Origin of the sequence: Kitasatospora sp. NPDC002040, assembly GCF_040296785.1 — a bacterium.
Lineage (GTDB): Bacteria > Actinomycetota > Actinomycetes > Streptomycetales > Streptomycetaceae > Kitasatospora.
On the sequence record NZ_JBEOXV010000002.1, the window covers coordinates 795,322 to 817,767 of the forward strand.

Below are 22,446 nucleotides of genomic sequence, written 5' to 3' on the forward strand. Positions count from 1 at the left end.
CGGCCAGGCCGGTGACGGACAGACAGGGCGGTGCGGTCGCACAGAGGTCCATACGGAGGTCCATACGGCCGATTATCGACAGACGTAGGACGCATCCGAACGGAGCACACTCCGGAGCGGCCCGAGCCGCACCCGTCCGGGGGAACGCCTCACCCGACGGCCAGCACCGCGCGTTCCCAGGCGGCCGCCATCGCGGACTCCAGCCCGTCCCCGTCCCCCGCCGGCAGCGGCGCGCCGAAGTGGACGTGCACCCGGGGCCGGCGCAGCGGCGCGGTCGCCCAGCCGGCCAGCTGCTTGGCCCCGCTGCCGGAGGAGACCCGGCGCGCCCCGGCGTGGCCGACCGGCACCAGCGGGGCGCCGGTGGCCAGCGCGAGCCGGGCGGCGCCGGTCTTCAGCTGCTGCGGCGGCCGGTCGGCGGAGGCCCGGTACCGGGGCAGCCGGCCCTCGGGGTAGAGCAGCACGCACCGCCCGGCGGCGACCGCCTCGGCCGCCGCGTCGAGCGAGTCGGCGGCCCGGGCGGTGCCCCGGTGCACCGGGATGTACCCCTCGTGGGTCAGCGCCCGGCCCAGCACCGGCACCCGCCACAGCCCGCCTGCCGCCAGCACCACCGGCCGGACACCGAGGCCGTGCAGCACACCGACCATCAGCACCGGGTCGGCGAGCGAGGTGTGATTGGCCGTCACCACGCAGCCCCGCCCGGCCAGGTCGAGCAGGTTCTCCGCGCCGCTGACGGACACCCGGCTGAGCGCGGGGAGCAGCGCGGCCGCGAGCCGCGGCAGCACCGGTCTCACGCCGCCACCGCCGCGGCGTGCCGGGCCAGCGCCTCGGCGGCGGTCCGCAGCGAGGCGGCGGCGGCCGCGCAGTTCCCGGCCTGCTGGTCCAGGGCGGCCGTGCAGGACGCCGGGGCGCCGGGCAGCAGGGCCAGCCCGGCCGCCTGGACGGCCAGTTCGCGGCCGCGGGTGTCCAGCCGCAGGGCGTCGGCCGTCAGCGAGGCGATCAGCTCCTGCAGTCGGTCGGTCTCGGTACCGAGGACGGTGCTCATCCGGGGATTCTCCCTGATCGGTGGTCGGCAGCGGAAGATCAGCGGGGCAGCACGGTGCCGCCGCTGCGGCGGGCGAGGTAGCCGTCGGCGGTCATCACGAACAGCGGGCGGGCGCCGGCCAGGCCCAGCTCGCGCAGGTGCCGGGCGAGTTGCTGGTCGGAGTCGCCGACCAGCAGCCTGGCCCGGGGCGCGGGGTGCAGCCGCATCCCGCGCTGGACCCGGACCATGGTGCGGACGGTGTTCCGGTCCGGCCGCCCGTAGAGCACCGAGTCCACCTGCGGGACCCGGGTGGCCGGGCCGATCGCGCCGGTCAGCCCGACCAGTGGCCCGCCGTGCTCCGGGTCCCGCGCCAGCAGGCTGACCCGGCGGCCCGCCACCTGCACCTCGACCGGTGCGGCCACACCCGGCTGGCCCCAGATCTCCCGGCCGACCGCCAGCGCCTCGGGCGTGGTGACCAACAGGTCGACCACGTGCCGCCCGGTCCGCCGGACGTCGGCCCGGCGCAGCAGGTCGCGCAGCACGTCGTACGGCCGGGGCCGCCACAGGTCGTTGACCAGCACCGCCAGGCTCAGTTCGGAGTACGGCCCCAGGCTCACGCAGCGGTGCTCGTACCAGGAGAGGGCGACCAGCGCCTTCCGGCCGACCCGGGTCGGCCGGAGCCAGGAGAGCCCGGGCAGCACCCGGGCGGCGGCCTGCGCGTCCACCGCGAAGATGGCCACCGCGACGGTGGAGTCGTAGTAGCGGACCGGCAGTTCGACCGGTCCGGCCGAGGTGGCCGCGGGGGTGGTCGGCACGGTCATGAAGGGGTAGCCCTGCGGCGGGTGGGCCCGGTCCTTGAGCTGGTAGGCCTGCGAGCGCAGCACCGGGTGCCGGTACGGCGTCAGCGCCGCGTCGATCCGCTCCCTGGCCTCCGGCAGGTCGTGCTCCAGGTTGGCCAGGTAGCGGGCGATGGTGTGGCACTGCGGGAAGCCGTGGGTGGCGTCGGTGTAGTCCACCTCGTACCAGTCGGGGTGCGGGTTGAACACCGATCCGGTGCCGCGTCCGTCCAGGATCGGCACCAGGTCGTGCTGGTTGGTCACGGTGGCGACCCAGCTGTCCGGGTCGGCCGGGGTCTTGTTGTCGATCGGGGAACCGATGCAGACGATGTGGGTGACCCGGTAGCGGGTGCTGAACTCCACGTCCTGGGCCAGGTTCATCAGGCTGATGCCGCCCTCGCTGTGCCCGATCAGGGCCAGCTCCGCACCGTCGGGGATGCCGTGCTGCTCCATCGCCAGCCGGATGCCCCGGGTGTAGGGCGAGTCGTTGTTGAAGAGGTTGTTCCAGGCGCCGACGAAGTCCTGCGGGGAGTCGTTGCGCGGCTTGCCGGCCGCCATCCCGGGGGCCTGCAGCACGTACCGCACGGTGCCGTCCGGGTCGCGGACGTCCTGGATCAGGATCCGGCCGTCGGTGGCCAGCGCGGCGATGTTGCGCAGGTAGCCGAGCAGGGTGCCGGCCCGGGCGATCTGCGGCTGCTCCAGCGCCGAGAGCTCGACCGGATCGGCCGCGCCCTCGCCGGCGTCCAGCCCGGCCAGGTGCTGGACGTCGATGCCCTTGAGCGGGTCGACGGTCAGGTCGCGGCCGGTGGCGAGCGCCCAGCCGGCCTCGTCGTTTCCCGGGTCCTCGTCCAACAGGGCCCGGATGGCGAAGAGTTCGGGCATGATCGGGGTGATTCCGGCCAGTGCCTGCTGGCTCCCCCGGTCCTTGATCAGCGCCCGCAGCGCCCGCAGCGAGGCCAGGTCGCGGTCGCCCACCACCGCCTCGGTCAGCCGCCGCATCCCGGGGTCCTCCAGCAGCTCCGGGTGCTCCAGAGTGGTGGCCGCGATCCGCAGCCGCAGCGAGGAGACCGCGATCAGCGCGGCCAGGCTCTCCTGGCCGAACACCTCACCCGCCTGGCCGAGCCGCCGCATCAGCCCTTCGGGGGCCTTGACCGCGAAGCCGAGGCCCTGACGGCTGGTCAGTGCCCGCAGCAGCGCCCACTGGGCGGGCAGCCCGGTGGCCGGGTGGCGCAGCGCGGAGGAGGTGAGTGCCGGATGGGCCAGCGCGGCGGTGGTCCTGGCCGAGATCTCCAGCACCTCCTCCGCCGCCCGGACGATCTCGCGGGCCCGGTCGCGCAGCTCCAGCTGGGCGGCCCTGACCGCGTCGTCCTGCGGTCCGTGGGCCGGGTGTTCGTACATCGGGACGTCCTCACCGTCGGGGTCGGAGCCGGGGCTCCGGGCCTCTGGCGATTGTGTGTCGGCCCGGTCCTGGCTGCATCCCGTACCGCCACGCTGCGTCACCGCCCGTCCGCCCGGATGCGCCGCGCCCGGGCGCGCACTGGAATGGGCCGGGTGTCCCCCGCTCCCCCGACCGTCAGGGTGGTCCTCCGTTGAGCTTCCTCGTCGCCTACGACGCGGTCCCGCGTACCGATCCGGCGCAGCAGATCGCCGTCCTGCGGCAGCACCTGGCCACCGACCGGCCCGGGGTGTTCCGTGAACTCCGGTCCGGGCGGCCGGTGTTCAGTACCCCGGCCGGCGTCTTCGTGACCCGCTACGCCGATGTGGTCGAGCTGCTCTCGCTCCCCGAGGTGTTCACCGTCGGCGCCCACCGGCCCGCGCTGGAGGACGTCCTGGGCGCACCGCACATCCTGTCCCGGGACGGCGCGGACGTGCACTGGCGCGAGCGCGGCTACGCCCAGCTGGTGCTGGCCGCCGAGGACGCGCCCCGGGTCCGCGCCCTGGCCGCCCGGATCTCCGCCGAGGTGCTGGAGCGGGCCAGGACGGAGGCCGGGCTGCGCGGCGACAAGACCTTCGACCTGGTCCAGGACTACACCTCGCTGGTGGCCGCCCGGCTGGCGGTCGAGTACCTCGGCTTCACCGGGGTCGACCCGCGCGCCCTGCACACCCTGTCCCGGCGGGCCCAGTGGGCCGCCTTCGTCAATCCGTTCCACGACCCGCAGGTGCATGCCTCCGGGGTCGAGGCGGGCCGGGAGCTGCACGACCTGGTGGCGGACGTGATCGAGCGCCGCCGGGCCGCGGGCCTGGGGCCGGACGACGGCCCCGACGACGTGCTCGGCCGGATGCTGCGGACCGCCCCGGCCGAGCTCGGCTTCGACGACGAGCGGGTCAACGCCAACCTGGTGGGCTTCCTGATCGGCTACCAGCAGAACGCGGCCCAGTGCGGGGCCACCGCGCTCAAGGAGCTGGCGCTGCGCCCCGAGGTGCTGGCGCAGGCCGTCCGGGCCGCCGCCGACCCCGACCCGGCCGTCCTGGACGAGTACGTCTGGGAGGCGCTCCGGTTCCACCCCTTCGTCCCGTCCACCGCCCGGCTCACCGTCCGCGAGCACGTGCTGGCGGCGGGCGCCCCGCGCGAGACGGTGCTGCCGAGCGGGAGCCTGGTGCACGCCTGCCTGGCCTCGGCGATGTTCGACCAGGACGTGGTGAAGGACCCGGAGGCGTTCCGCACCGGGCGGCCCGCCGAGCACAACCTGGTGCTCAGCCGGGGCGCGCACGACTGCGTGGGCAAGTACTCGGCCCGGGTGATCCTGCCCGAGCTGGTCCGGCAGGTGCTGCTGCGGCCCGAGGTCCGGCCGCTGCCGGGCGAGGAGAACGCCATGGACTACGCGGGGATGCCCTACCCGCAGCACTACCAGGTGGCGGTCGGCCAGACCGCCGGACCGAAGGACTGACGGCCTGTGACCACCACGCACTCACGCCCCGAGGCTCCGGCCTCCGCCCGACCGGCCGGGGCCGGGGCGAGCCCGCGCGACCGGTCCAGGGACGGGCTGCGCAACCGCTTCGAGGGCCATCTGCTCTCGCACTACGGCCCGCTCTGGCGGCGGGTGGAGCGCCACCACCGCCTGCACCGGGTGCTCAACGCCGCCCTCACCGACCAGGCCGTGCTCAAGGCGCCGACCCGGCCCAACCCGCTCAGCACCCGCTCCCCGTACACCTCCTGGGCCTCCCTCACCGACCGCTCGTACGTCGGCCGCCAGCTGCCCCCGGCCGAGCCGAGGCCGGACCGGCCGGACCCGGAGCAGGTCGCCGAGCTGTTCCGCCGCACCGGGCCGACCAGCACCTGCGACCGCTCCACCACGCTGCTGCCCGCCTTCGCCCAGTGGTTCACCGACGGCTTCCTGCGCGGCCACGCCGCCACCGGCGACCCCCGCCGGACCGACTCCCCGCACACCCTGGACATGAGCCAGCTCTACGGCGCGAACGAGGAGATGACGGCCTGTCTGCGCAGCTACGAGGGCGGCCGGCTGAAGTCCCGGCTGGTCGGGGGCGCCGAGTTCCCGCCCGCGCTCTGCTCGGGCGGGAAGGTCAAGGAGGAGTTCGGCGCGCTGCGGCCGGTGCGGCTCGCGGAGGTGCCGGCCGACCGGCTGGACGCGCTGTTCGCCTGCGGCGGTGACCGGGTGCACGCCCACATCGGGCCGATGGCGATGAACGTGCTGTTCCTGCGGGAGCACAACCGGGTGGCCGGGATCCTCGCCAAGGAGTATGCGGGGAAGCCCGGTTGGGACGACGAGCGGGTCTTCCAGACCACCCGGAACATCCTGGTGGTGATGATGATCCGGCTGATGCTGGAGGAGTACGTCAACCACCTGACGCCCTACCGGTTCAAGTTCATCCTCGACCCGGTCCGCACCGACCGGGGCGTCTGGCACCGGGAGAACTGGGCCACGGTCGAGTTCAGCCTGGTCTACCGCTGGCACAGCCTGATCCCGTCCGAGTACGCCATCGGCGGCCGCAAAGTGCCGCTGATGGACACCATCGCCGCCGGACAGCTGGTGCTGGACCGGGGCCTCGGGCCGCTGCTGGACGACCTGTCGACCCAGCCCGCGGGCCGCTCCGGCCTGTTCAACACCGACCCGCTGCTGCTCCCGGTGGAGCGGGCCAGCGTCGGGGTCGGCCGCGAGCTCCGGCTCGCCCCGTACAACGAGTACCGCGCCTACTACGGCTTCCCCCCGGTCACCGACGTCCGGCAGATCTCCGGGGACCCCCGGGTGCAGCGTGCCCTGCGGGACACCTACCGCGACCTGGACGACATCGACCTCTACGTCGGCCTGTTCGCCGAGGAGCCGGGCCCCGGCGCGCTGTTCGGCCGGCTGCTGGAGCGGATCATCTCGGTCGACGCCTTCTCCGAGGCGCTCAACAACCCGCTGCTGGCGCCCCGGCTCTTCACCCCGGCCACCTTCACCACCACCGGCATGCGGATCATCGGCGGCACCCGCAGCTTCTCCCAGCTGGTCCACCGCAACCTGCCGGAGAGCGACGGCCGCCGCTACACGGTCAGCCTCGGTCGCGCCTGACCCCGCCGTTGTCAGTACCGGCTGGGAAACTCACGGGCATGGACGAGGAACTGCTCCGGGGCCGGGTGTACGGCGCCGATCACGAGGACTCCGGTCCCCGCACCGGCCGCGTCTACCGCGAGCTGGTGGCCGGGCCGCTGGACGGACTGCTGCTCGACGTCACGGGCTGGAGCACCGACCAGCTGGCCGTGGGCGCCGCTCTCCCCACCGAGATCGGCGCCCACGGCCCCGGTGGCCGGGCCCGCTACGGGCCCCGGCCGGGCGACGCGGCCCGCTGGGACTGGGGCGGCGACACCCGCTAGGGGCTCCCGTAGGGCTTCTCGGGCACGGCAGTGCCGCGGCTCGTCCCCCTCGACGAGCCGCGGCACGTTCGTGTGGGTCAGAGGCGCTGCCAGAGGGCCGGGACGATGGGCGGCTCCCAGCCGGTCTGGGCCTGGTGACCCTGGATGCAGCGGTAGCTGACGCCGTTGTAGGTCACGACGTCACCCGCCTTGTAGACGGTGCCCGCCGCCCAGGTCCCGGTACCGGGACCGCTGCCGACGACCAGCGAGTAGGTGGTGCTGTGGGCGACCGAACCGGTACCGGTCAGGGTGATGGAGTAGGTCCCCGCCGCGGTGGAGGCTCCCACCGCGAAGGTCACCGTGGCGGACGAACCGCTCTGCACCGAGGACGGGCTGAACGAGGCGGTCACCCCGCTCGGCAGGCCGGAGGCAGTCAGGTTGACCGTCTGGGCCGGGGCGGTGACGGTGCTGGTCACCACGGTCGCGCTGACCGAGGCGCCGGGGGCGGCGTTGCCGGTGGTCGGGTTGACCGAGACCGAGAAGTCCGGGTTGGTCGGCACGGTGCCGCCCACCGAGGTCTTCCACAGGGTGTACGCGACCCCGTCCGCGCTGCGGTTGAGCACCGTGGCGCTGACGTTGCTGGTGGTGTCGCAGGACTGGTGGTAGCAGGAGTCGTACGCCCGGTTGGCCGTACCGCCCCACTTGGTCGCCTGGGCGGCCGTCTTGACCGCGCTGGCGCCGGCCGCGTAGCCGGAGGTCGGGATGCCGCCCTGCTGGAACGAGTAGTCGTCCGAGCGGCCCTGGCCCTCGACGTTCTCCTCGGGCTGGAGGCTCAGCGAGTCCCAGTACGCCTTCATCGGCGCCGAGGTGGTGGAGCCGATGTTGTTGATGAAGTAGCCGGCGTTGGTCGAGCCGACCATGTCGAAGTTGTAGTAGCCCTTGATCGCGCTGCGCTGGGCACTGCTCAACTGGCCGACGTAGTACGCGGAGCCCTGCAGGCCCTGCTCCTCACCGGTCCACCAGCCGAACCGGACGTGCCGGTTCATGGTCGGGTTGGCCTGGGCGAGCGCCAGCGCGTTCTCCAGCAGCACCGCCGAGCCCGAGCCGTTGTCGTTGATGCCGGGGCCCGCCGCCACGCTGTCCAGGTGGGCGCCGAACATGGTCACCTGGTCGGCCGGGCCGCCCGGCCAGTCCGCGATCAGGTTGTTGGAGGAGTAGGTGCAGGAGGTGCAGGTCTGCTCGGAGACGGTGTAACCGGCCGCCTGGAGCTTGGCCTTGATGTACGCCACCGACTGCGAGTGCCCGGCGCTGCCGGCCCGGCGGTTGCCGCCGTTCTGCGAGGCGATGGTGTTCAGCTGGGTCAGGTGGGCCTGGACCTGCGCCACGTCGATGTCCGGCGGGTTGCCGCCGGGGTTGCCGCCGCCGCCCACCGTCAGCTGGTACTGCGCGGCGTGGGTGGTGCTGGTGCCGGTGCCGGTCACCGTGATGGTGTACGCGCCGGCCACCGCGGTGGCCGCGGCGGTGAAGGTCGCGGTGGAGGACGAACCCGACTGCACCGACGCGGGGTTGAAGGAGACCGTGACACCGGCCGGGGCGCCCGAGGCGGTCAGGTTGACCGTCTGCGCGCTGCCCGAGGTGGTCTGGGTCGCGACCGCCACGGTGCTGGAGGAGCCGGGCTGGACCGAGCCGGAGTTCTGACCGAGCGTCAGGCCGAAGTCACCGGAGCCGTTCGGCGTGCAGGTCGGGTCGCCGGCCTGGGCCGGCACGCTGACCGCGTCCCAGGCCGCCTTGGCCCGGGTGAAGTAGGTGCAGGTGGTGTCCAGGCTCTTGGCCGCGGTCAGGGTCGCGGTCCGGTACTTCTTGTAGGTCATGCTGCTGGTCTTGAGCAGCATGCCGCCGTAGAAGATCTTCCCGGCGTTCTGGATCCCGATGCCGGTCACCGAAGTGCTGTTGCAGGTCGGGCTGGTGGGCTTGCCGCCGCCCGGGTTGGAGCCCTCGGCCAGCAGGTAGAACCAGTGGTTCAGCGGGCCGGCCGCCGCGTGCTCCTCGGTGTTGGGGATCGAGGCGGAGTAGCAGTTCGGGTTGTTGCCGACCTGCGAGGGGTTGTACATCACCCGGATCGGGCCGGTGCCGACCAGGTTGATCATCTCGCCGACGGTGTAGTCCGGCGCGTCGTACGGGGCGCTCTCGTTGGCGTACGCCTCGGTCAGCGCGCCCATGATGTCACCGGTCGCCTCGCCCAGCCCGGACTCGTTGCTGGCCGCGCCGCCCGGGGTGTACTGGTCGATGCCGTGGCCGAACTCGTGGCCCACCACGTCGATCGAGGAGATCCACTCGTTGGCGTTGTTGTGGCCGATGGATATCGACGAGCCGTCCCAGTAGGCGTTGACGTCGTTCAGGCCGACCTTGACCGGCCAGCTGCCGCCGTTGCCGTTGTGGCCGTTGCGGCCCAGCCAGTCGCGGAGCATGTCCCATTCCTTCTGCGCCGCGAACATCACGTCGGCGCAGCCGGTCTCCTTGCTGGTCGCGTTCCCCGTGCCCCAGCTGTCGCTGGACTTGGAGAACACCGAGCCGGAGGTGTAGTCGGCACAGCTCAGCCCGGGACGGCCCGGGTCGCGGAGCGAGTAGGTGCTGCCGGACGCAGTGGTGTTGATGCTCTGCGTGCCGTTCCACTTGCTGTTGATGGTGCCGGCCCGGACGTCGTCGTAGCTGTCGATCACCTCGCCCGAGCGGGCGTCGACGAAGACGTGCAGGGTGCTGGGCGCGGTGGCGGTCCGGCCGGTCAGCACGGTCTCCCAGGCCAGCTTGGAGCTGCCGTCCTTGACCCGGACCACCAGGCGGGACGACTGGACGCCGTCCACTGCGGCCAGCCGGGTGCGCGAGGTCTGCTCGGCGGCGGCCGCGCTGACCTTCGCCGTGGTCGGCACCCCGACCGCGCCGGAGGAGGCCGACTGCACGGCGCGGATCCGGCCCTGGCCGTCGGCCAGTACCACCGCGTCACCGCCGACCACGGGCAGGCCGCGGTAGGTCCGCTCGTAGGCGACGGAGTAGAGGCCGCCGAGCCACGGGGTCACCGCGTGCCGCTCGTAGCTCTCGCCCGGGCCCTTGGCCAGGGCGTCCAGGCCCGCCGCAGCCGCCTGGTCGGCGGCGGAGACGGCGACGGCCAGCGCACTGGGCGGTGCGGGGGCCGGGGCCGGAACGGGCGCGGCCTGCGCGGCCGTGGTGGCGGCCAGCAGTCCGGCCAGGACGGTCAGGGTGGTTCCTGCCGTCAGTATTTTTCGTCTCATCGAGGCTCCTCGAACGTGGGGGTCTCGAACGCGGACGGCATGCCGGCGGCACGCTCCGCAGGCCGTAGCGGGGGACGGGAGAGCGGGTGTCAGCGTTCGGGTGCCGGAACACTCACACGCCGTCATGGCGCGGTCAACGGCTCCAGACACCGCTCCGTGCAGTTGGCAAGTTCTGTCAAGCTGCGGTTTTCCCAAAGAGGTTGAGACCACGTCATGTACGGACGGGGCCGTTTTCCAGTACCGTCCTGTACGCGGAAGGACCGGAGCGGACTCGGGGGAGGCTGACCGTGCAGCGGAGCCAGAGCGGCGCCACGCTCGTCCAGGACGCCCCGCCGAGCGGCATCCCGGCCGGCACGCCGCCCGCCGACTCCTGGCGGGCCTTCGGTGAGCGCCTGCGCCACTGGCGGCGGCTGGCGGGGCTCACCCAGGCGCAGCTCGGCACCGAGATCGGCTACGACCACACCGCCGTCAGCCGGCTCGAACACGGCACCCGCAGGGCCACCCCGAGGGTCGCCGACCGGCTCGACCAACTCCTCTCCACCGGCGGTGAGTTGCGCGCGGCCTGCCAGCGGGCCGAACGGGCCGAGCAGACCGAACCGCCGGTCCCGGCCGGGCTCACCCGGCCGCCGCTGCCCGGCGGCGTCCCGCTGGAACTGCCGCCGCTCCCACTGCCGTTGCTGGTCGGCCAGCCCCCCGGACGGCTGCCGGACTACGGCATGCTCTGCCCGCTGCACGGCGCGGCCGGCTGCGCCGTGCCGGTGGCCGCCGACATCGCCGCCCTGCACCTGGCCTTCTGCTCCGCCGACCCGGCCGCCGCCGCACCGCTGGACGCGGACACCGCGCACGCGCTGGCCGGGCTGCTCGCCGCCCACCTCAGGGCCGGCGAGGCGCACTCCCACCCCGACACCGCCGCCGCCGTCGAGCGGACCCTGGGCGCCGTACTGGCCCGGCTGCCGCACACCCCGGCCGGGCGGCGGCGGCCGCTGGTGCGGCTCGCCGCCGAGTACGCGCACGCGGCCGGGGTGCTGCGGATGCAGCACGGCCGCAACGCCACCGCGATGGCCTGCCTGGACCGCGCGCTCAGCTGGGCCGAACTGGCCGACGACCCCGCCACCCAGGTCGCCGCGCTCAGCGACATGAGCACCCTGGCCCGGCTGGACGGGGACCCCGCCACCGCGCTCGGCTACGCCCGGGAGATCGGCCGCGCGGCCCCCGGACGGCACTGGGCCGCCGCGATGTCGCAGGTCGGCCAGGCCCGCGCGCACGCGCTGGCGGGCGACGTCCGGCAGACCGTCCGGCACATCGGCCGGGCCCGGCTGCACCTGGACCACATCGGCGAGCACGACGAGTCGGACGCGCCCTGGCTCTCGATCGCCTCGATGCAGTTGCGGGTGGAGTCCGGCGCCGCCGCCGCCCTGCGGGACGTGGCGGCCGCCGTCGACGACCCCCGGCTGGCACTGCGCGCGGTGAGCGCCGCCCGGACCGCGCTGCACCTGCTGGGGCCGCACCAACTCCCGTCCGCCCGGCTGCTGTTCATGGTCAGGATCGCCGACTGCCACGTCTGCGCACACGACCCGCAGACCGCCGTCTCGCTGCTCGGCCCGGCCCTGGAGAGCGCCTCCCCGGGCCTGCCCGCCCTGGTCGGCCACGAACTCCGCGGCCTGCGCGACCGGCTGGCCGCCCACCCGGGCCGGGGCCCCGAACTCGCCGACACCGCCCGCCGGTTGACCGAGCTCGCGTACTAGCTCGAAGGGACGACCAGCCCCGCCTCGTAGGCGGCGATCACCAGCTGCACCCGGTCCCGGGCGGCCAGCTTGGTGAACAGCCGGGCCACGTGGGACTTGGCGGTGGCCACCGAGATGAACAGCTCCGCCGCGATCTCGCTGTTCGAGCGGCCCCGGCCGACCAGGACCAGCACCTCCCGCTCGCGCTCGGTGATGCCCTCGACCGGCTGCGCCGGACGGGCCGGGCCGGCGCCGGGGCGGGTGACGAAGTCGGCGATCAGACGGCGCGTCACCCCCGGGGCGAGCAGCGACTCCCCGCCCGCCACCACCCGGACCGCCGCCAGGATGTCGTCCACCGCCATGTCCTTGACCACGAAGCCGCTCGCCCCGGCCCGCAGCGCGGCGTAGACGTGCTCGTCCTCGTCGAAGGTGGTCAGGATCAGCACCCGGGCGGCGGTCGGCCCCGCCGTGATCCGGCGGGTGGCCTCGATGCCGTCCATCCCGGGCATCCGAATGTCCATCAGCACCACGTCCGGGTCGACCCGGTGGACCAGCTCGACCGCGTCGGCACCGGTGGCCGCCTCGCCGACCACCTCCAGGTCGGGGTGGTCCGCCATGATCACCCGCAGGCCGGAGCGCATCAGCGGCTGGTCGTCGACCAGCACCACCCGGGTCACCCCGCCACCGCCGCGACCGGCGCCGACGACGGCAGCGGCAGCCGGGCCAGCACCCGGAACCCGCCCCCCTCGCGCGGCCCCGCGCTCAGGCTGCCGTGCAGCAGCCCGGCCCGCTCCCGCATCCCCACCAGGCCGAAGCCGTGGCCGGTAGCATCCCCCACCGCACCGCGACCGTCGTCGACGACCTCCACCACCAACTCCTCGTCCCCGTAGCCGACCGCCACCCGGCACTGCCCGGTGGCCGCGTGGCGGACCACGTTGGTCAGCGCCTCCTGGACGATACGGTAGGCCGACAGCTCGATCTCCGGCGGCAGCGCCCGGCGCTCCCCCGTCACCTCCAGCGAGACCCGCACCCCCGCGTCGGCGGTCGCGGCCGCCAGCCGTTCGAGGTCCGCCAGACCCGGCGCGGGCTCCGACGCCGACGGGCCCGACCCGGCGTCAGGATCGGCCCGGCGGAGGGCCACCAGCGTGCGCCGCAGACCTGCCAGGGTCTCCCGCCCGGTCTGCTCGATCGCCCGCAGCGCCGCCGCCGCCTCGGCCGGCTGGGTCTCGATCACCCGGCTGCCCACCCCGGCCTGGATCGCGATGATGCCGATGCTGTGCGCCACCATGTCGTGCAACTCCCGGGCGATCCGCAGCCGTTCGGCCGTCACCGCCTCGGCCACCTCCTGCCCGCGCAGCTCGACCGCGTGCTCCCGGCGCTCGCGCACCAGCAGGCTGAACAGACCGGCCGTCGCCAGCGCCAGCACGGCGATCACGGCGGTGCCGATCTGCTGGTCGGGCCCCCCGCCGAAGCCGAAGGCCATCAGCACCTGCACCAGGCCGACCGGTACCGCGGCAGCGATCACCACCCGCCGGCTCCGCCCGACCGCGACCCCGGCCAGCGCGACGTCCACCGCGAGGAAGGCCAGGAACCGCCCCGGCCCGCCGAAGTCACGGCTCAGCAGCACCACGGCCGTCGAGCCGAACAGGGTGAGCACCAGGGCGGTCACCGGCGCCTGCCGCAGCACCCCGGCCAGCAGCCCGACCGCGAGCACCGACCCGATCGCCTGGACCGTCCCCGACAGCCGGGGTGCGCCGAACAGCAGCAGCAGCACCGCCAGGGCGTACAGCACTCCCCCGGCCCAGGCCACGGACAGCGCGCCCGTACCGGTACGGGCCGGACGCCGCGGCGCCGCCTTCGATTTCGCGTTCATGCCGCGACCCTAATCGGCCGCCCCGGCACCGGCATCCACCCCCGGGCGTACGCCCGGGGGTGGGCGGGACCTGCCCGGATACCCGCCCCGGGCCCCATGACCCGGCCCGGTCCGGCCCGGCAGAGTCGGTGCCGTGATCGAAGCGAACGAACTCACCAAGCAGTACGGCGGCCGGACCGTCGTGGACCACCTCTCCTTCACCGTGCGGCCCGGCCGGGTCACCGGCTTCCTCGGCCCCAACGGGGCGGGCAAGACCACCACGCTGCGGATGATCCTCGGCCTGGACACCCCCGCACACGGCACCGCCACCGTCAACGGCGTTCCGTTCCGCACCCGTTCACGCGGTCTGCGGCACGTCGGCGCCCTGCTCGACGCCGGGCAGGTGCACCCCGGCCGCAGCGCCACCGCCCACCTGTCCGCCCTGGCCCGCAGCAACGGCATCCCGCTCGGCCGGGTGCCCGAGGTGCTCCGGGAGGTCGGCCTGACCGAGGCGGCCCGGCGCCGGGTCGGCGGGTTCTCGCTCGGGATGAAGCAGCGGCTCGGCATCGCCACCGCGCTGCTCGGCGACCCGCCGGTGCTGCTCTTCGACGAGCCGATCAACGGGATGGACCCGGAGGGCGTGCTCTGGGTGCGCGGCCTGTTCCGGCGGCTGGCCGCGGAGGGCCGCACCGTCTTCCTCTCCAGCCACCTGATGTCCGAGATGGAGCACACCGCCGACGACCTGGTGGTGATCGGCCGGGGCCGGCTGGTCGCGGCCGAGCCGGTCGCCGGCTTCGCCGCCCGCAGCGGCCGGCTCGGCGTCCTGGTCCGCACCCCGCAGCCGGCGCAGCTCGCCGCCCTGCTCACCGCCGCCGGCGCCGAGGTCGCGCCGGACCGGGCGGCCGGGCCGGAGCGGCTCCGGGTGACCGGGCTGCCGGCCGACCGGATCGCCGCCCTCGCCTTCGAACACCGAATCCTGGTCCAGGAGTTGACGCCGTACGGCGCCTCGCTGGAGCAGGCGTTCATGGCACTGACCGCCGACAGCGTCGAGTACCCCGCAGGAGAGCCGCGATGACCAGCACCGAACCCCCGGCCCGTTTCGGCGATCTGATCGCCAGTGAGTGGATCAAGCTGCGCTCGCTCCGCTCCGTGCTGTGGACACCCCTCCTGGTCGGGCTGTTCGTCCTCGGGACGGCCGCGACGGCGGCCCTGGCCGACCGCGACAACCCCCGGGTCGAGACCGAGTACCTGCCCTTCGACGCCTTCCCGCCCACCGGCTGGGTGACCCTGATGCTGGCGGCCGGCAGCATCGGGGCCGTCACCTCGGTCGGCGAGTACAGCAGCGGCCTGATCCGCACCACCACGGTGGCCGTCCCCGCCCGGGCCTCGGTGGTGCTGGCCAAGGCCGTCGTGGCCGGCGCGCTCTGGACCGCGCTCGGCGCGGTCCTCTCGGTCGCCTCCTTCTTCCTCTCCCAGGCCCTGCTGGGCTCTCACGGCACCTCGATCACCCACCCCGGCGTGCTCCGCGGCCTGCTGGCCTGCACCCTGGTCGGCCCGGTGTGCGCGCTGGTCGGCCTCGGCCTCGGCGTCCTGATCCGGCACAGCGCGACCACCATGGTGGTCACCACCTTCACGCTGCTGATGCTGCCGATGTTCTTCAGCACCCGCCGGCAGTGGTCGGCCGACGTCAACGGCATGATGACGACCTCGGCCTGGCGCCGGCTGGTGCAGACCTGGGAGCCGGGGATCCAGGACGGCATCTCCCCCGCCACCGTGGCCGGGTCCTGGGCCGCGTACGCGCTCTGGCCGCTGCTGCTCACCGCACTCGCGGTGCTGCTGGTCCGGCGCCGGGACGTCTGATCCCCGGCCCGGTCACCCGGTGGCCGGCTGCGCCATCGCCTGTCGGACCGAACTCATGCAGGGGCCGCAGAAGCTCTCCGCCTGCACCTCCTCGTTTCCCGAGAGGGACGGGACTCCGAGCAGCCGCCCGCAGAGCGACTGCTCGGAGTTGTCCTTCGTGATGACGTGCCAGAGCAGCGAGGGCTGCTCCACGGCGGGGTCGTTCTCTGCCCACATCTGGTACATGACGGGCTCCCGGTTCAGCAGGGACACGGTCACTCACCATGCAACTGCCTCGGCGGTCCTGCGGCCACCACGCCAGGGCCGACCGGGTGGCCCGACCCGCCCCAAGGACCGCCCGGCGCCGACCTGACGGCCGGTCAGTCGGTCGGCCGGCCCGTCGGCAGCCGCAGCTCGGCCACCGCCCCGCCCGCCGGGTGGTTGCGCAGCTCCAGCGTGATGCCGAGCGCCTCGGCGTGGCCCTGGGCGATGGTCAGGCCCAGGCCGTGCCCGTGGCCGCGCTCGCGGGCGCCGGTGCGGAAGCGCTGCGGGCCCTCGGTGAGGATGTCCTCCGGGAAGCCCGGGCCGTGGTCGCGGACGGTCAGGCCCGGGCCCTCCATCCGGACCAGGACCGGGGTCCGGCCGTGCCGGTGGGCGTTGGCGACCAGGTTGGCGACGATCCGGTCCAGCCTGCGCACGTCCGTGGTGACGACCGCGTCGGCGACGATCTCCAGCCCGGTCGACGCGGCGGGCGGCCCGGCGGCCGCCACCATCCGGGTCACCACCGGACCGAGCGGGACCACGGCCAGCTCGGGCCGCTCGGCCCGGGCGTCCAGCCGGGAGACCTCCAGCAGGTCCTCGGTCAGGCTGCACAGCACCCGGACCCGGTCCCGGACCAGCTCGGTGGGGCGGCCGGGCGGCAGCAGTTCGGCCGCGGTGAGCAGCCCGGTCAGCGGGGTGCGCAGCTCGTGCGCGACATCGGCGGTGAACCGCTGCTCACTGGCGAGCTTGCTGCTCAGCACCGCCGACATCGAGTCGACCGCCGCCGCCAGCTCGGCCACCTCGTCCCGCGGCCGGCCCAACGAGCCGATCCGGGCGCCCAGATCGCCCTGCGCGATGGTGCGGGCGGTCCGGGCGGCGATCCGCAGCCGGCGGCTGATCCGGTCCGCGGCGAACACCCCCGCCAGCACCGTGACCAGCACGGCCAGGGCGGCCGAGGCCAGGATGGTCCGGTCCAGCTCGGCGATGGCCTGCTCGTCCTCCGCGTAGTCCACCCGGACCGACACCACCTGCACCGGCCGACCGGTCGCACCGGTCCCGGCCGAGGTGATGCCGGCGGCGCCCCACATCGCGGTGCCGTTCGGCCCGGGGCCGAGCATCGTGCCGTGCCGCCCCTGCTCCGCGAGCCGGCGCAGCTCCGCCGGGAGCGCCGGGTCGTCGGGCCGGGCGTTCCAGCCCACCAGCTGGCCGGTGCGGTCGTAGCCGGCCAGCAGCGAGTCGAGGGCGTTCGCCGCCGCCTTCCTGGCCTGCCCGGTGTGCTGGTGCGCGGAGGCCCGGTGGACCAGCAGCCCGAGCGTGAGCGCGAGCAGCAGCGAGACCAGGGCGACGGTGGCGGCGATCTGCCGGCGCAGGTTCATCCGGCCCGCCGCAGCTTGTAGCCGAAGCCGCGGATGGTCTCGATCCGGTTCGCCCCGATCTTGGCGCGCAGGCGCTGCACATGGACGTCCACCACCCGGCTGTCGGCGCCCCAGGAGTAGTCCCAGACGCGTTCGAGCAGGGTCTGACGCTCCAGCACCACCCCGGGCGCGGCGGTGAACTCCAGCAGCAGCCGCAGCTCGGTCGGGGTGAGCGGCACCTGCCGCCCGGCCACCCGGACCTCCATCGCCCCGGTGTCCAGCTCCAGCCCGTCGATCTCCCGGACCGACCGCTGGTCGACGGCGGGCGCCTCGGCGGCCGGCTGGAGCGCGAGACCGGTGCGGCGCAGCACGGTGCGGATCCGGGCCACCAGGACGGCGCTCTCGAACGGCTTGGTGATGTAGTCGTCGGCCCCGGCCTCCAGGCCGGAGATGACGTCGATCGGGTCGGTCCTGGCCGACATCATCAGGATCGGCAGCTGGCTCTCCTCGCGGATCCGGCGGCAGAGCCCGACGCCGTCCAGCAGCGGCAGCATCACGTCGAGCAGCAGGATGTCCGGCGGGTCGGCGTGGAAGCGCTCCAGGCCCTCCAGCCCGTCCCCGGCCGTCTCGACCGGGAAGCCGTAGCGTTCGAGCGCCATCCTGGTCGCCTCGCGGATCACCTCGTCGTCCTCGACCAGCAGGATCCTGGGAGCGGCGGCGGGCCTGGCGGTCGGGTTCACGGTGCGGACCTCGTGGCAGCGGCGGGCAGGGTGGGGGCGGCGGACACCGCGGGCTGGGGGACGCCCCGGCCGGGCGTGGCACTGTCGGAGGACGGCCTGACCGGCCTGGACGGCTGCGGCGTCGGCGGCGCCGCGACGCAGGCGGTGGCCGCGGCGGCGGGTCCGATCCCCTTCACCTGACGGTCGCTCAGCACCAGCCGGACGGAGCGCCACCGGTACCGGGTGTCGGTCTGCGACTCCGGGCCGTTCGGCTCGTGCACCACCAGCTCCGTGCCCTCGGTGTCGGCGGTGAAGCCGGACAGCACCTTCTCGGCCAGCACCGGGAAGACCTGGCCGTCCCGCAGCGCGTACACGTGCAGGTAGGCCCGCTCGGTGGCGGTGACCACGGCGGTGATCAGCTCGGGCCGGTCGTCGCCGGTGAGGTCGCGGTACTGCGCGGGCTGGACCAGGCAGCCCTGACAGCCGGTCAGCGCCTGCCGCTCCTCGGCCGGCAGCCCCGGGTCCCGCTCCAGCACGGTGCGGGCGTCGAGGTTGCGCAGTTCGCCCGCCGGTGCGGTGACGCCGGGCAGGGCGGTCGGCGGCGGCGGGTCGCTGGGCGAGGCGGCGGCCGGTGCGGGCGGGGACACCACGGCCGCCCAGAGCGGTTGCGCGGTCGGGTGGGCGGTGATCGCGCGGGTCTGCCCGTCGTCCCGGAGCTGCCCGGCGTCGGAGCAGCCGGCCAGCGTGGCGACCAGCAGGGCCAGCGCCGGCAGGGTGGTTCGGCGGAGCCAGGTCCTCACGTGGGGGTGTGCCTTTCGGGAGCTGAGGCGGCGCGGCGGCGCCCGGTGGTGGTCAAGTCTGCAACACCGGCCGCCGCACGCCGGCCGGGGGCCCCGGCGGCCCCTCGCTACCCGGGGAGCAGGTCGGCGAGGACGACGATGTTGTCGACGTAGTGCCCGTTGCCGCCCAGCGCGCCGCCGCAGGTGATCAGCCGGAGCTGGGGGGTGTCGGTGTTCCCGTACACCAGCTCGGTGGGGAACTCGGCCTTGGCGAACTGGCCCAGTTCGCGCACCCGGTAGGAGACGGTGCTGCCGTCCTGCCGGTGGATGTCGATCCGGTCGCCGGGCACCAGCTTGGGCAGCCGGGCGAAGACGGCCGGGCCCTTGTGGGTGTCGAGGTGGCCGAGCAGGACGGCCGGGCCGACCTGGCCGGGGGCCGGGCCCTCGCGGTACCAGTCGACCAGTTCGGGGCGGTCCATCGGCGGGACCTCCACCGTGCCGTCGGGGTTGAGCCCGCCGGCCTGGATCGGGGCGTCCACCCCGATCTGGGGGATCGTCAGCCGGACCGGGGGCGAGACGGACGCGTCGGCCGGTGTCGGGCCGGTCCGCTCCCCGGCGGGGGTGGCCGCCGCCCCGGCCCCGGCCGGGAGCTGCTGGGAGGCGGTGATCCGGACCGGCGGCCGGTCGGAGCCGCTGCCGAGCACCATCGCACCGATGGTCAGGCTGAGTGCGCCGGCCGCCGCGGCCGGCGCCCACAGGGGACGCCGGCCACGACGGTGCCGACTAGCCCCGCGCGCCGGCACGACGGCGCACGACGGCGAAGCCGATGCCCGCGACACCGACCGCGGCCAGGCCGGAGCCGGCCACCAGGGTGCCGGTCGAGGTGCCGGTCGAGCCCTCACCGGTCTGGGCGCCGCCCTTGGGCACCGTCCGCACCTGCGGGCTGTCGGTGCCGGCCGGCTTGGTCGGCGACACGCTCGGCCTGGCGGCGGCCGGCAGCGAGGGCGAGGCGCTCGGCGCGGCCGAGACCGCGGGGGTCGGGGTGCCGTCGGCGAAGGCCGCCGCACCGGGCAGGGCCAGCGCGCCGGCCACCCCGGCCGAGACCAGGGCAAAGCGCACGGCGTTGCGGACGGTCGTGGTACCTGACATGGGAGGTTCCTCCGAGTGCTCACCACTCCCGGCCCGGTGACCGGGAGTTGGTACGGCTGACCCTAGGAAGCCCACCTCACGGTGCCCGGCCGGCTCTGTAACGGTCCGCGGGCACCTCTGTAACAGTCGCCGGCGGTCAGTACCTGACGGGCAGTGAGAGCAGCCCCCGGGCGCGCAGCGAGGGGCGGCGGCGCAGCTCCCCGGCGGGCAGGTCCAGGGCCAGGCCGGGGAAGCGCCGGAGCAGGGCGGTCAGCGCGATCCCGGTCTCCATCCGGGCCAGCGGGGCGCCCAGGCAGTAGTGGATGCCGTGGCCGAGGGCGAGGTGGCCGCTGTCCTGCCGGTGCAGGTCGAGCCGGTCCGGGTCGGCGAACCGGTCCGGGTCGCGGTTGGCCGAGGCGAGCGCGAGCAGGACGGTCTCGCCGGCCGGGACGGTGCTGCCGCCGATCACCACGTCCTCGCGCGGAAAGCGCCGGATCGCCAGCGGTGTCGGCCCGTCGAACCGGGCGAACTCCTCGACCGCGCCGTCCGTCAGGCCCGGGTCGGCCCGCAGGGCGGCGAGTTGGGCCGGGTGCTGCAGCAGGGCGAGGACCGCGTTGCCGATCAGGTGGACGGTGTTCTCGTAGCCGGCGAACAGGATCAGGAAGGCCAGCGAGGTCAGTTCGTCCTCGGTCAGCCGGTCCTGCTCGTCCCGGACCGCGATCAGCGCGGACAGCAGGTCCTCGCCGGGGGCGGCGCGCTTGCGGGCGATCAGCTCGGTGAAGAAGGCCAGCATCGCGCCGACGGCCGCCTTGGCGTCCTGCGGGCGGGTCGGGTCGGGGGCGACCAGGGTGTCCGTCCAGGCCCGGAAGTCGTGGCGGTCCTGCTCCGGCACGCCGAGCAGGTCGCAGATGACGGTGATCGGGAGCGGCGCGGCGTACGCCTCGATCAGATCGGCCCGGCCGAGCGGGGCCATCGCGTCGAGCAGCCGCTCGGCGACCTGCTCCACCGGCCCGCGCAGCTGCGCCATCCGCCGGGGCGTGAACGCTTGCGCGACCAGGCGGCGGATCCGGGTGTGGTCGGGCGGGTCCATGTTCAGCAGGTTGGCGTCCAGCGCGGGCGGCAGCGCGAAGCCCCGGTAGTTGCCCGGCGCCGCGTGCCGCTTGTCGAGCGCCAGGCGCGGATCGGCCAGCGCCTCGCGCACGTCCGCGTACCGGGTGACCAGCCAGACCGGCAGGCCGTCGGGGCCGGTGACCCGGTGGACCGGGCCGGCCGCGCGCAGCCGGGCGTACGCGCGGTACGGGTCGTCGATGAGTTCGGCCACCGGGTCGGCGGCGGGATGAGAGGTCGTCACCCGGCTACCCTACGAGGCCGGTTGCTCCACTATCGGTCCAGCTCCGGGTGGACCCGGTGCAGGCCGCGGCGGTCGTAGTAGGTGGTCATGCCGAAGCCGAACAGCAGGGCCGCGACCGTGGCGATCGCGATCATCACCCAGGCCCGGGTGAGTCCGGCGTCGGCCCGGGCACCGAAGTAGAGGATCGACCTGACCCCCTCGCTGAGTTGGCGCATCGGCTCGAACACGGCCAGCGCCCGGTAGAAGCCGGGCAGCGCCTGCAGCGGGATGGTGGCGCCGGAGGACGGCAGCGACAGCGCGATGAAGACGAACATGCTGACCAGCTGGCCGATCCCGCCGAAGGCCGCGACCAGCGCCTGGACCCCGAGCCCGACCGCCGCGGTCGCGCAGACCGAGAAGACCCAGAGCAGCAGCAGGTGCGAGGCGTCCATGCCCAGGATCACCACGCCGGCCAGCATCACCAGACTGGACGTCAGCACCGCCAGCACCACCGACATCACGCTGGTGACGGCCAGGGTCTGGGTGCGGCTGATCCGCACCAGCGGCAGCTGGGTGCGCAGCGGGCCGAGCTCGCTGGCCGCGTAGCCCAGCGAGACGTCGACGCCGTTGCTGATGATGTTGGCCCCCAGGAAGCCGCTGAGCACCAGCAGCAGGGTGTAGTAGAACGCGGTCAGCCCCAGCCCGCTGGACGCGCCGATCGGGTGGCCGACCTCGACCGTCACCGCGAGCGGGTCGGCCAGCAGCAGCCGGGTGGCGTTGGTGGCGGAGCCGCCCTGGGCGCCGGGCTGGGCGCTGAGGGTGACGCCGAGCTGCTGCGAGGCGCGGTGGGCCGCCTGCTGGGAGATCGAGGAGGCCAGTGAGGAGGCCAGGCTGCCGACGCCGGGGTTGGTGAGCACCACCATGGTCGGCCGCTCCGGGGCGGTCGGGCCGGCCGCGCCGAGGGCGGCGACAGCCGCGGTCAGACCGGCCGGGGCCTCCAGGACGCCGTACAGCTTGCCGGAGGCCAGGCCCTCCATCGCGGCGGCCCGGTCCAGCACCCGCCAGGAGACCTCCTCGGCCGGGTCGGGCGCGGCCGCGATCCCGGCGGTGATCTGCCGGCCCAGGTTCTGCGGCCCGCCGGGCAGTTCGGCCCCCGCGTCGGAGTTGACCAGGCCGATCGGCAGCCGGTGCAGGTCGGCCCGGGGGTTGATGATGCCGCCCAGGTAGAGCAGTGAGAGCAGCAGCGCCACCGTGCCGACGATCACTGTCGGGAGGGCCCAGACCCTGGGGTTGCGCAGCACCTGACGGGCTTTCACCTGTGGTGGGGGCTGCGGCTGGTTCGCGGTCATGGCGCTCCGTCGACGTCGGTCCTGCGGCCCCCGCAGCACCGTAGCCGCCGACCGGTCGGACTGCCCGCAACCCCGGCCGGGCGGACCGGGGAACGACCCGTCCGGCCGGTCGGCCGCCGCCACCCGGGCCAATCCCCGGCTCCACCGGCGTGGCCGAACGGCGAGCGGCCCGGC

General features: G+C 74.6%; 20 protein-coding genes. 6 read left to right on the forward strand and 14 right to left on the reverse strand.

Features of this window, described 5'->3' with window-relative positions:
• Window positions 1-149 precede the first annotated feature (149 nt).
• From ABT118_RS08880 to ABT118_RS08890, 3 genes are read right to left on the reverse strand one after another with little or no spacing between them, the layout of a single operon-like run.
• Window positions 150-791 carry a lysophospholipid acyltransferase family protein gene (locus ABT118_RS08880; protein ID WP_350646044.1) on the reverse strand — a complete coding sequence of 214 codons (642 nt, stop codon included), beginning with the start codon at window positions 789-791 and terminating at the stop codon, window positions 150-152.
• Complete coding sequence (locus ABT118_RS08885; RefSeq protein ID WP_350646045.1) at window positions 788-1,042, reverse strand: hypothetical protein; 255 nt, start codon at window positions 1,040-1,042, stop codon at window positions 788-790. Before ABT118_RS08885 ends, ABT118_RS08880 begins: the two co-directional genes overlap by 4 nt.
• Before the next feature lie 38 nt (window positions 1,043-1,080).
• Window positions 1,081-3,255 carry an acetoacetate decarboxylase family protein gene (locus tag ABT118_RS08890; protein ID WP_350646046.1) on the reverse strand — a complete coding sequence of 725 codons (2,175 nt, stop codon included), beginning with the start codon at window positions 3,253-3,255 and terminating at the stop codon, window positions 1,081-1,083.
• A 191-nt stretch (window positions 3,256-3,446) separates the two neighbouring features.
• Between ABT118_RS08890 and ABT118_RS08895 the strand changes: the two genes are divergently transcribed.
• The 3 genes from ABT118_RS08895 to ABT118_RS08905 are packed head-to-tail and all read left to right on the forward strand — an operon-like array spanning window position 3,447 to window position 6,670.
• On the forward strand, window positions 3,447-4,745 hold the full coding sequence (locus ABT118_RS08895) for a cytochrome P450 (protein WP_350646047.1): 1,299 nt from the start codon (window positions 3,447-3,449) through the stop codon (window positions 4,743-4,745).
• A 6-nt stretch (window positions 4,746-4,751) separates the two neighbouring features.
• Entirely contained in the window at window positions 4,752-6,368 is a 1,617-nt protein-coding gene (locus ABT118_RS08900; protein ID WP_350646048.1) for a peroxidase family protein, read from the forward strand.
• Between the two features lie 38 nt (window positions 6,369-6,406).
• Complete coding sequence (locus ABT118_RS08905; protein WP_350646049.1) at window positions 6,407-6,670, forward strand: hypothetical protein; 264 nt, start codon at window positions 6,407-6,409, stop codon at window positions 6,668-6,670.
• A gap of 77 nt (window positions 6,671-6,747) precedes the next feature.
• Here the strand turns inward: ABT118_RS08905 and ABT118_RS08910 are convergent, their stop codons facing one another.
• Window positions 6,748-9,936, reverse strand: coding sequence for a M28 family peptidase (locus tag ABT118_RS08910; protein ID WP_350646050.1), 3,189 nt, complete (start codon window positions 9,934-9,936; stop codon window positions 6,748-6,750).
• Window positions 9,937-10,223: 287 nt separating this feature from the next.
• On the opposite strand from ABT118_RS08910, the gene ABT118_RS08915 reads away from it, so the two are divergent.
• Window positions 10,224-11,681, forward strand: coding sequence for a helix-turn-helix domain-containing protein (locus ABT118_RS08915; protein ID WP_350646051.1), 1,458 nt, complete (start codon window positions 10,224-10,226; stop codon window positions 11,679-11,681).
• On the opposite strand, the gene ABT118_RS08920 is transcribed toward ABT118_RS08915, so the two are convergent.
• Together ABT118_RS08920 and ABT118_RS08925 are read right to left on the reverse strand one after the other, a co-directional pair.
• The gene (locus ABT118_RS08920) at window positions 11,678-12,328 is read right to left on the reverse strand and encodes a response regulator (RefSeq protein WP_350646474.1); all 651 of its coding nucleotides are present in this window, start codon (window positions 12,326-12,328) and stop codon (window positions 11,678-11,680) included. The two genes, ABT118_RS08915 and ABT118_RS08920, sit on opposite strands and share 4 nt — an antisense overlap.
• 5 nt (window positions 12,329-12,333) lie before the next feature.
• The gene (locus ABT118_RS08925) at window positions 12,334-13,533 is read right to left on the reverse strand and encodes a sensor histidine kinase (RefSeq protein WP_350646052.1); all 1,200 of its coding nucleotides are present in this window, start codon (window positions 13,531-13,533) and stop codon (window positions 12,334-12,336) included.
• 133 nt (window positions 13,534-13,666) lie between these two features.
• Between ABT118_RS08925 and ABT118_RS08930 the strand changes: the two genes are divergently transcribed.
• Together ABT118_RS08930 and ABT118_RS08935 are read left to right on the forward strand one after the other, a co-directional pair.
• Window positions 13,667-14,587 (forward strand): ATP-binding cassette domain-containing protein, encoded by a 921-nt coding sequence (locus tag ABT118_RS08930; RefSeq protein WP_350646053.1) that lies wholly within the window; start codon window positions 13,667-13,669, stop codon window positions 14,585-14,587.
• Complete coding sequence (locus ABT118_RS08935; RefSeq protein WP_350646054.1) at window positions 14,584-15,372, forward strand: ABC transporter permease; 789 nt, start codon at window positions 14,584-14,586, stop codon at window positions 15,370-15,372. Before ABT118_RS08930 ends, ABT118_RS08935 begins: the two co-directional genes overlap by 4 nt.
• A 12-nt stretch (window positions 15,373-15,384) precedes the next feature.
• Here ABT118_RS08935 and ABT118_RS08940 read toward each other — a convergent pair whose 3' ends face one another.
• The 8 genes from ABT118_RS08940 to ABT118_RS08975 all read right to left on the reverse strand — a co-directional run bounded on the left by ABT118_RS08940 (window position 15,385) and on the right by ABT118_RS08975 (window position 22,272).
• A complete protein-coding gene (locus ABT118_RS08940; protein ID WP_350646055.1) occupies window positions 15,385-15,624 on the reverse strand; it encodes a hypothetical protein in 240 nt (79 codons plus the stop codon).
• Between the two features lie 107 nt (window positions 15,625-15,731).
• Complete coding sequence (locus ABT118_RS08945) at window positions 15,732-16,988, reverse strand: sensor histidine kinase (protein ID WP_350646056.1); 1,257 nt, start codon at window positions 16,986-16,988, stop codon at window positions 15,732-15,734.
• On the reverse strand, window positions 16,985-17,626 hold the full coding sequence (locus ABT118_RS08950) for a response regulator (protein WP_502884515.1): 642 nt from the start codon (window positions 17,624-17,626) through the stop codon (window positions 16,985-16,987). Before ABT118_RS08950 ends, ABT118_RS08945 begins: the two co-directional genes overlap by 4 nt.
• Window positions 17,627-17,703: 77 nt before the next feature.
• A complete protein-coding gene (locus tag ABT118_RS08955; RefSeq protein ID WP_350646058.1) occupies window positions 17,704-18,486 on the reverse strand; it encodes a hypothetical protein in 783 nt (260 codons plus the stop codon).
• A gap of 107 nt (window positions 18,487-18,593) precedes the next feature.
• The gene (locus ABT118_RS08960; protein ID WP_350646059.1) at window positions 18,594-19,172 is read right to left on the reverse strand and encodes a class F sortase; all 579 of its coding nucleotides are present in this window, start codon (window positions 19,170-19,172) and stop codon (window positions 18,594-18,596) included.
• Window positions 19,173-19,248: 76 nt separating this feature from the next.
• Window positions 19,249-19,614 (reverse strand): sortase-dependent protein, encoded by a 366-nt coding sequence (locus ABT118_RS08965; RefSeq protein WP_350646060.1) that lies wholly within the window; start codon window positions 19,612-19,614, stop codon window positions 19,249-19,251.
• A 136-nt stretch (window positions 19,615-19,750) separates the two neighbouring features.
• A complete protein-coding gene (locus ABT118_RS08970; protein WP_350646061.1) occupies window positions 19,751-20,944 on the reverse strand; it encodes a cytochrome P450 family protein in 1,194 nt (397 codons plus the stop codon).
• Window positions 20,945-20,973: 29 nt separating this feature from the next.
• Window positions 20,974-22,272 (reverse strand): YhgE/Pip domain-containing protein, encoded by a 1,299-nt coding sequence (locus ABT118_RS08975; protein ID WP_350646062.1) that lies wholly within the window; start codon window positions 22,270-22,272, stop codon window positions 20,974-20,976.
• Between the last annotated feature and the right edge of the window lie 174 nt (window positions 22,273-22,446).

Bases quoted from the DNA above. Each gene is read 5' to 3' on its own strand.
- ABT118_RS08885 (WP_350646045.1), bottom strand. From the start codon at position 1,042: ATGAGCACCGTCCTCGGTACCGAGACCGACCGACTGCAGGAGCTGATC.
- ABT118_RS08890 (WP_350646046.1), bottom strand. From the start codon at position 3,255: ATGTACGAACACCCGGCCCACGGACCGCAGGACGACGCGGTCAGGGCC.
- ABT118_RS08905 (WP_350646049.1), top strand. From the start codon at position 6,407: ATGGACGAGGAACTGCTCCGGGGCCGGGTGTACGGCGCCGATCACGAG.
- ABT118_RS08910 (WP_350646050.1), bottom strand. From the start codon at position 9,936: ATGAGACGAAAAATACTGACGGCAGGAACCACCCTGACCGTCCTGGCC.
- ABT118_RS08925 (WP_350646052.1), bottom strand. From the start codon at position 13,533: ATGAACGCGAAATCGAAGGCGGCGCCGCGGCGTCCGGCCCGTACCGGT.
- ABT118_RS08935 (WP_350646054.1), top strand. From the start codon at position 14,584: ATGACCAGCACCGAACCCCCGGCCCGTTTCGGCGATCTGATCGCCAGT.
- ABT118_RS08945 (WP_350646056.1), bottom strand. From the start codon at position 16,988: ATGAACCTGCGCCGGCAGATCGCCGCCACCGTCGCCCTGGTCTCGCTG.
- ABT118_RS08950 (WP_502884515.1), bottom strand. From the start codon at position 17,626: ATGGCGCTCGAACGCTACGGCTTCCCGGTCGAGACGGCCGGGGACGGG.
- ABT118_RS08960 (WP_350646059.1), bottom strand. From the start codon at position 19,172: ATGGTGCTCGGCAGCGGCTCCGACCGGCCGCCGGTCCGGATCACCGCC.
- ABT118_RS08965 (WP_350646060.1), bottom strand. From the start codon at position 19,614: ATGTCAGGTACCACGACCGTCCGCAACGCCGTGCGCTTTGCCCTGGTC.
- ABT118_RS08975 (WP_350646062.1), bottom strand. From the start codon at position 22,272: ATGACCGCGAACCAGCCGCAGCCCCCACCACAGGTGAAAGCCCGTCAG.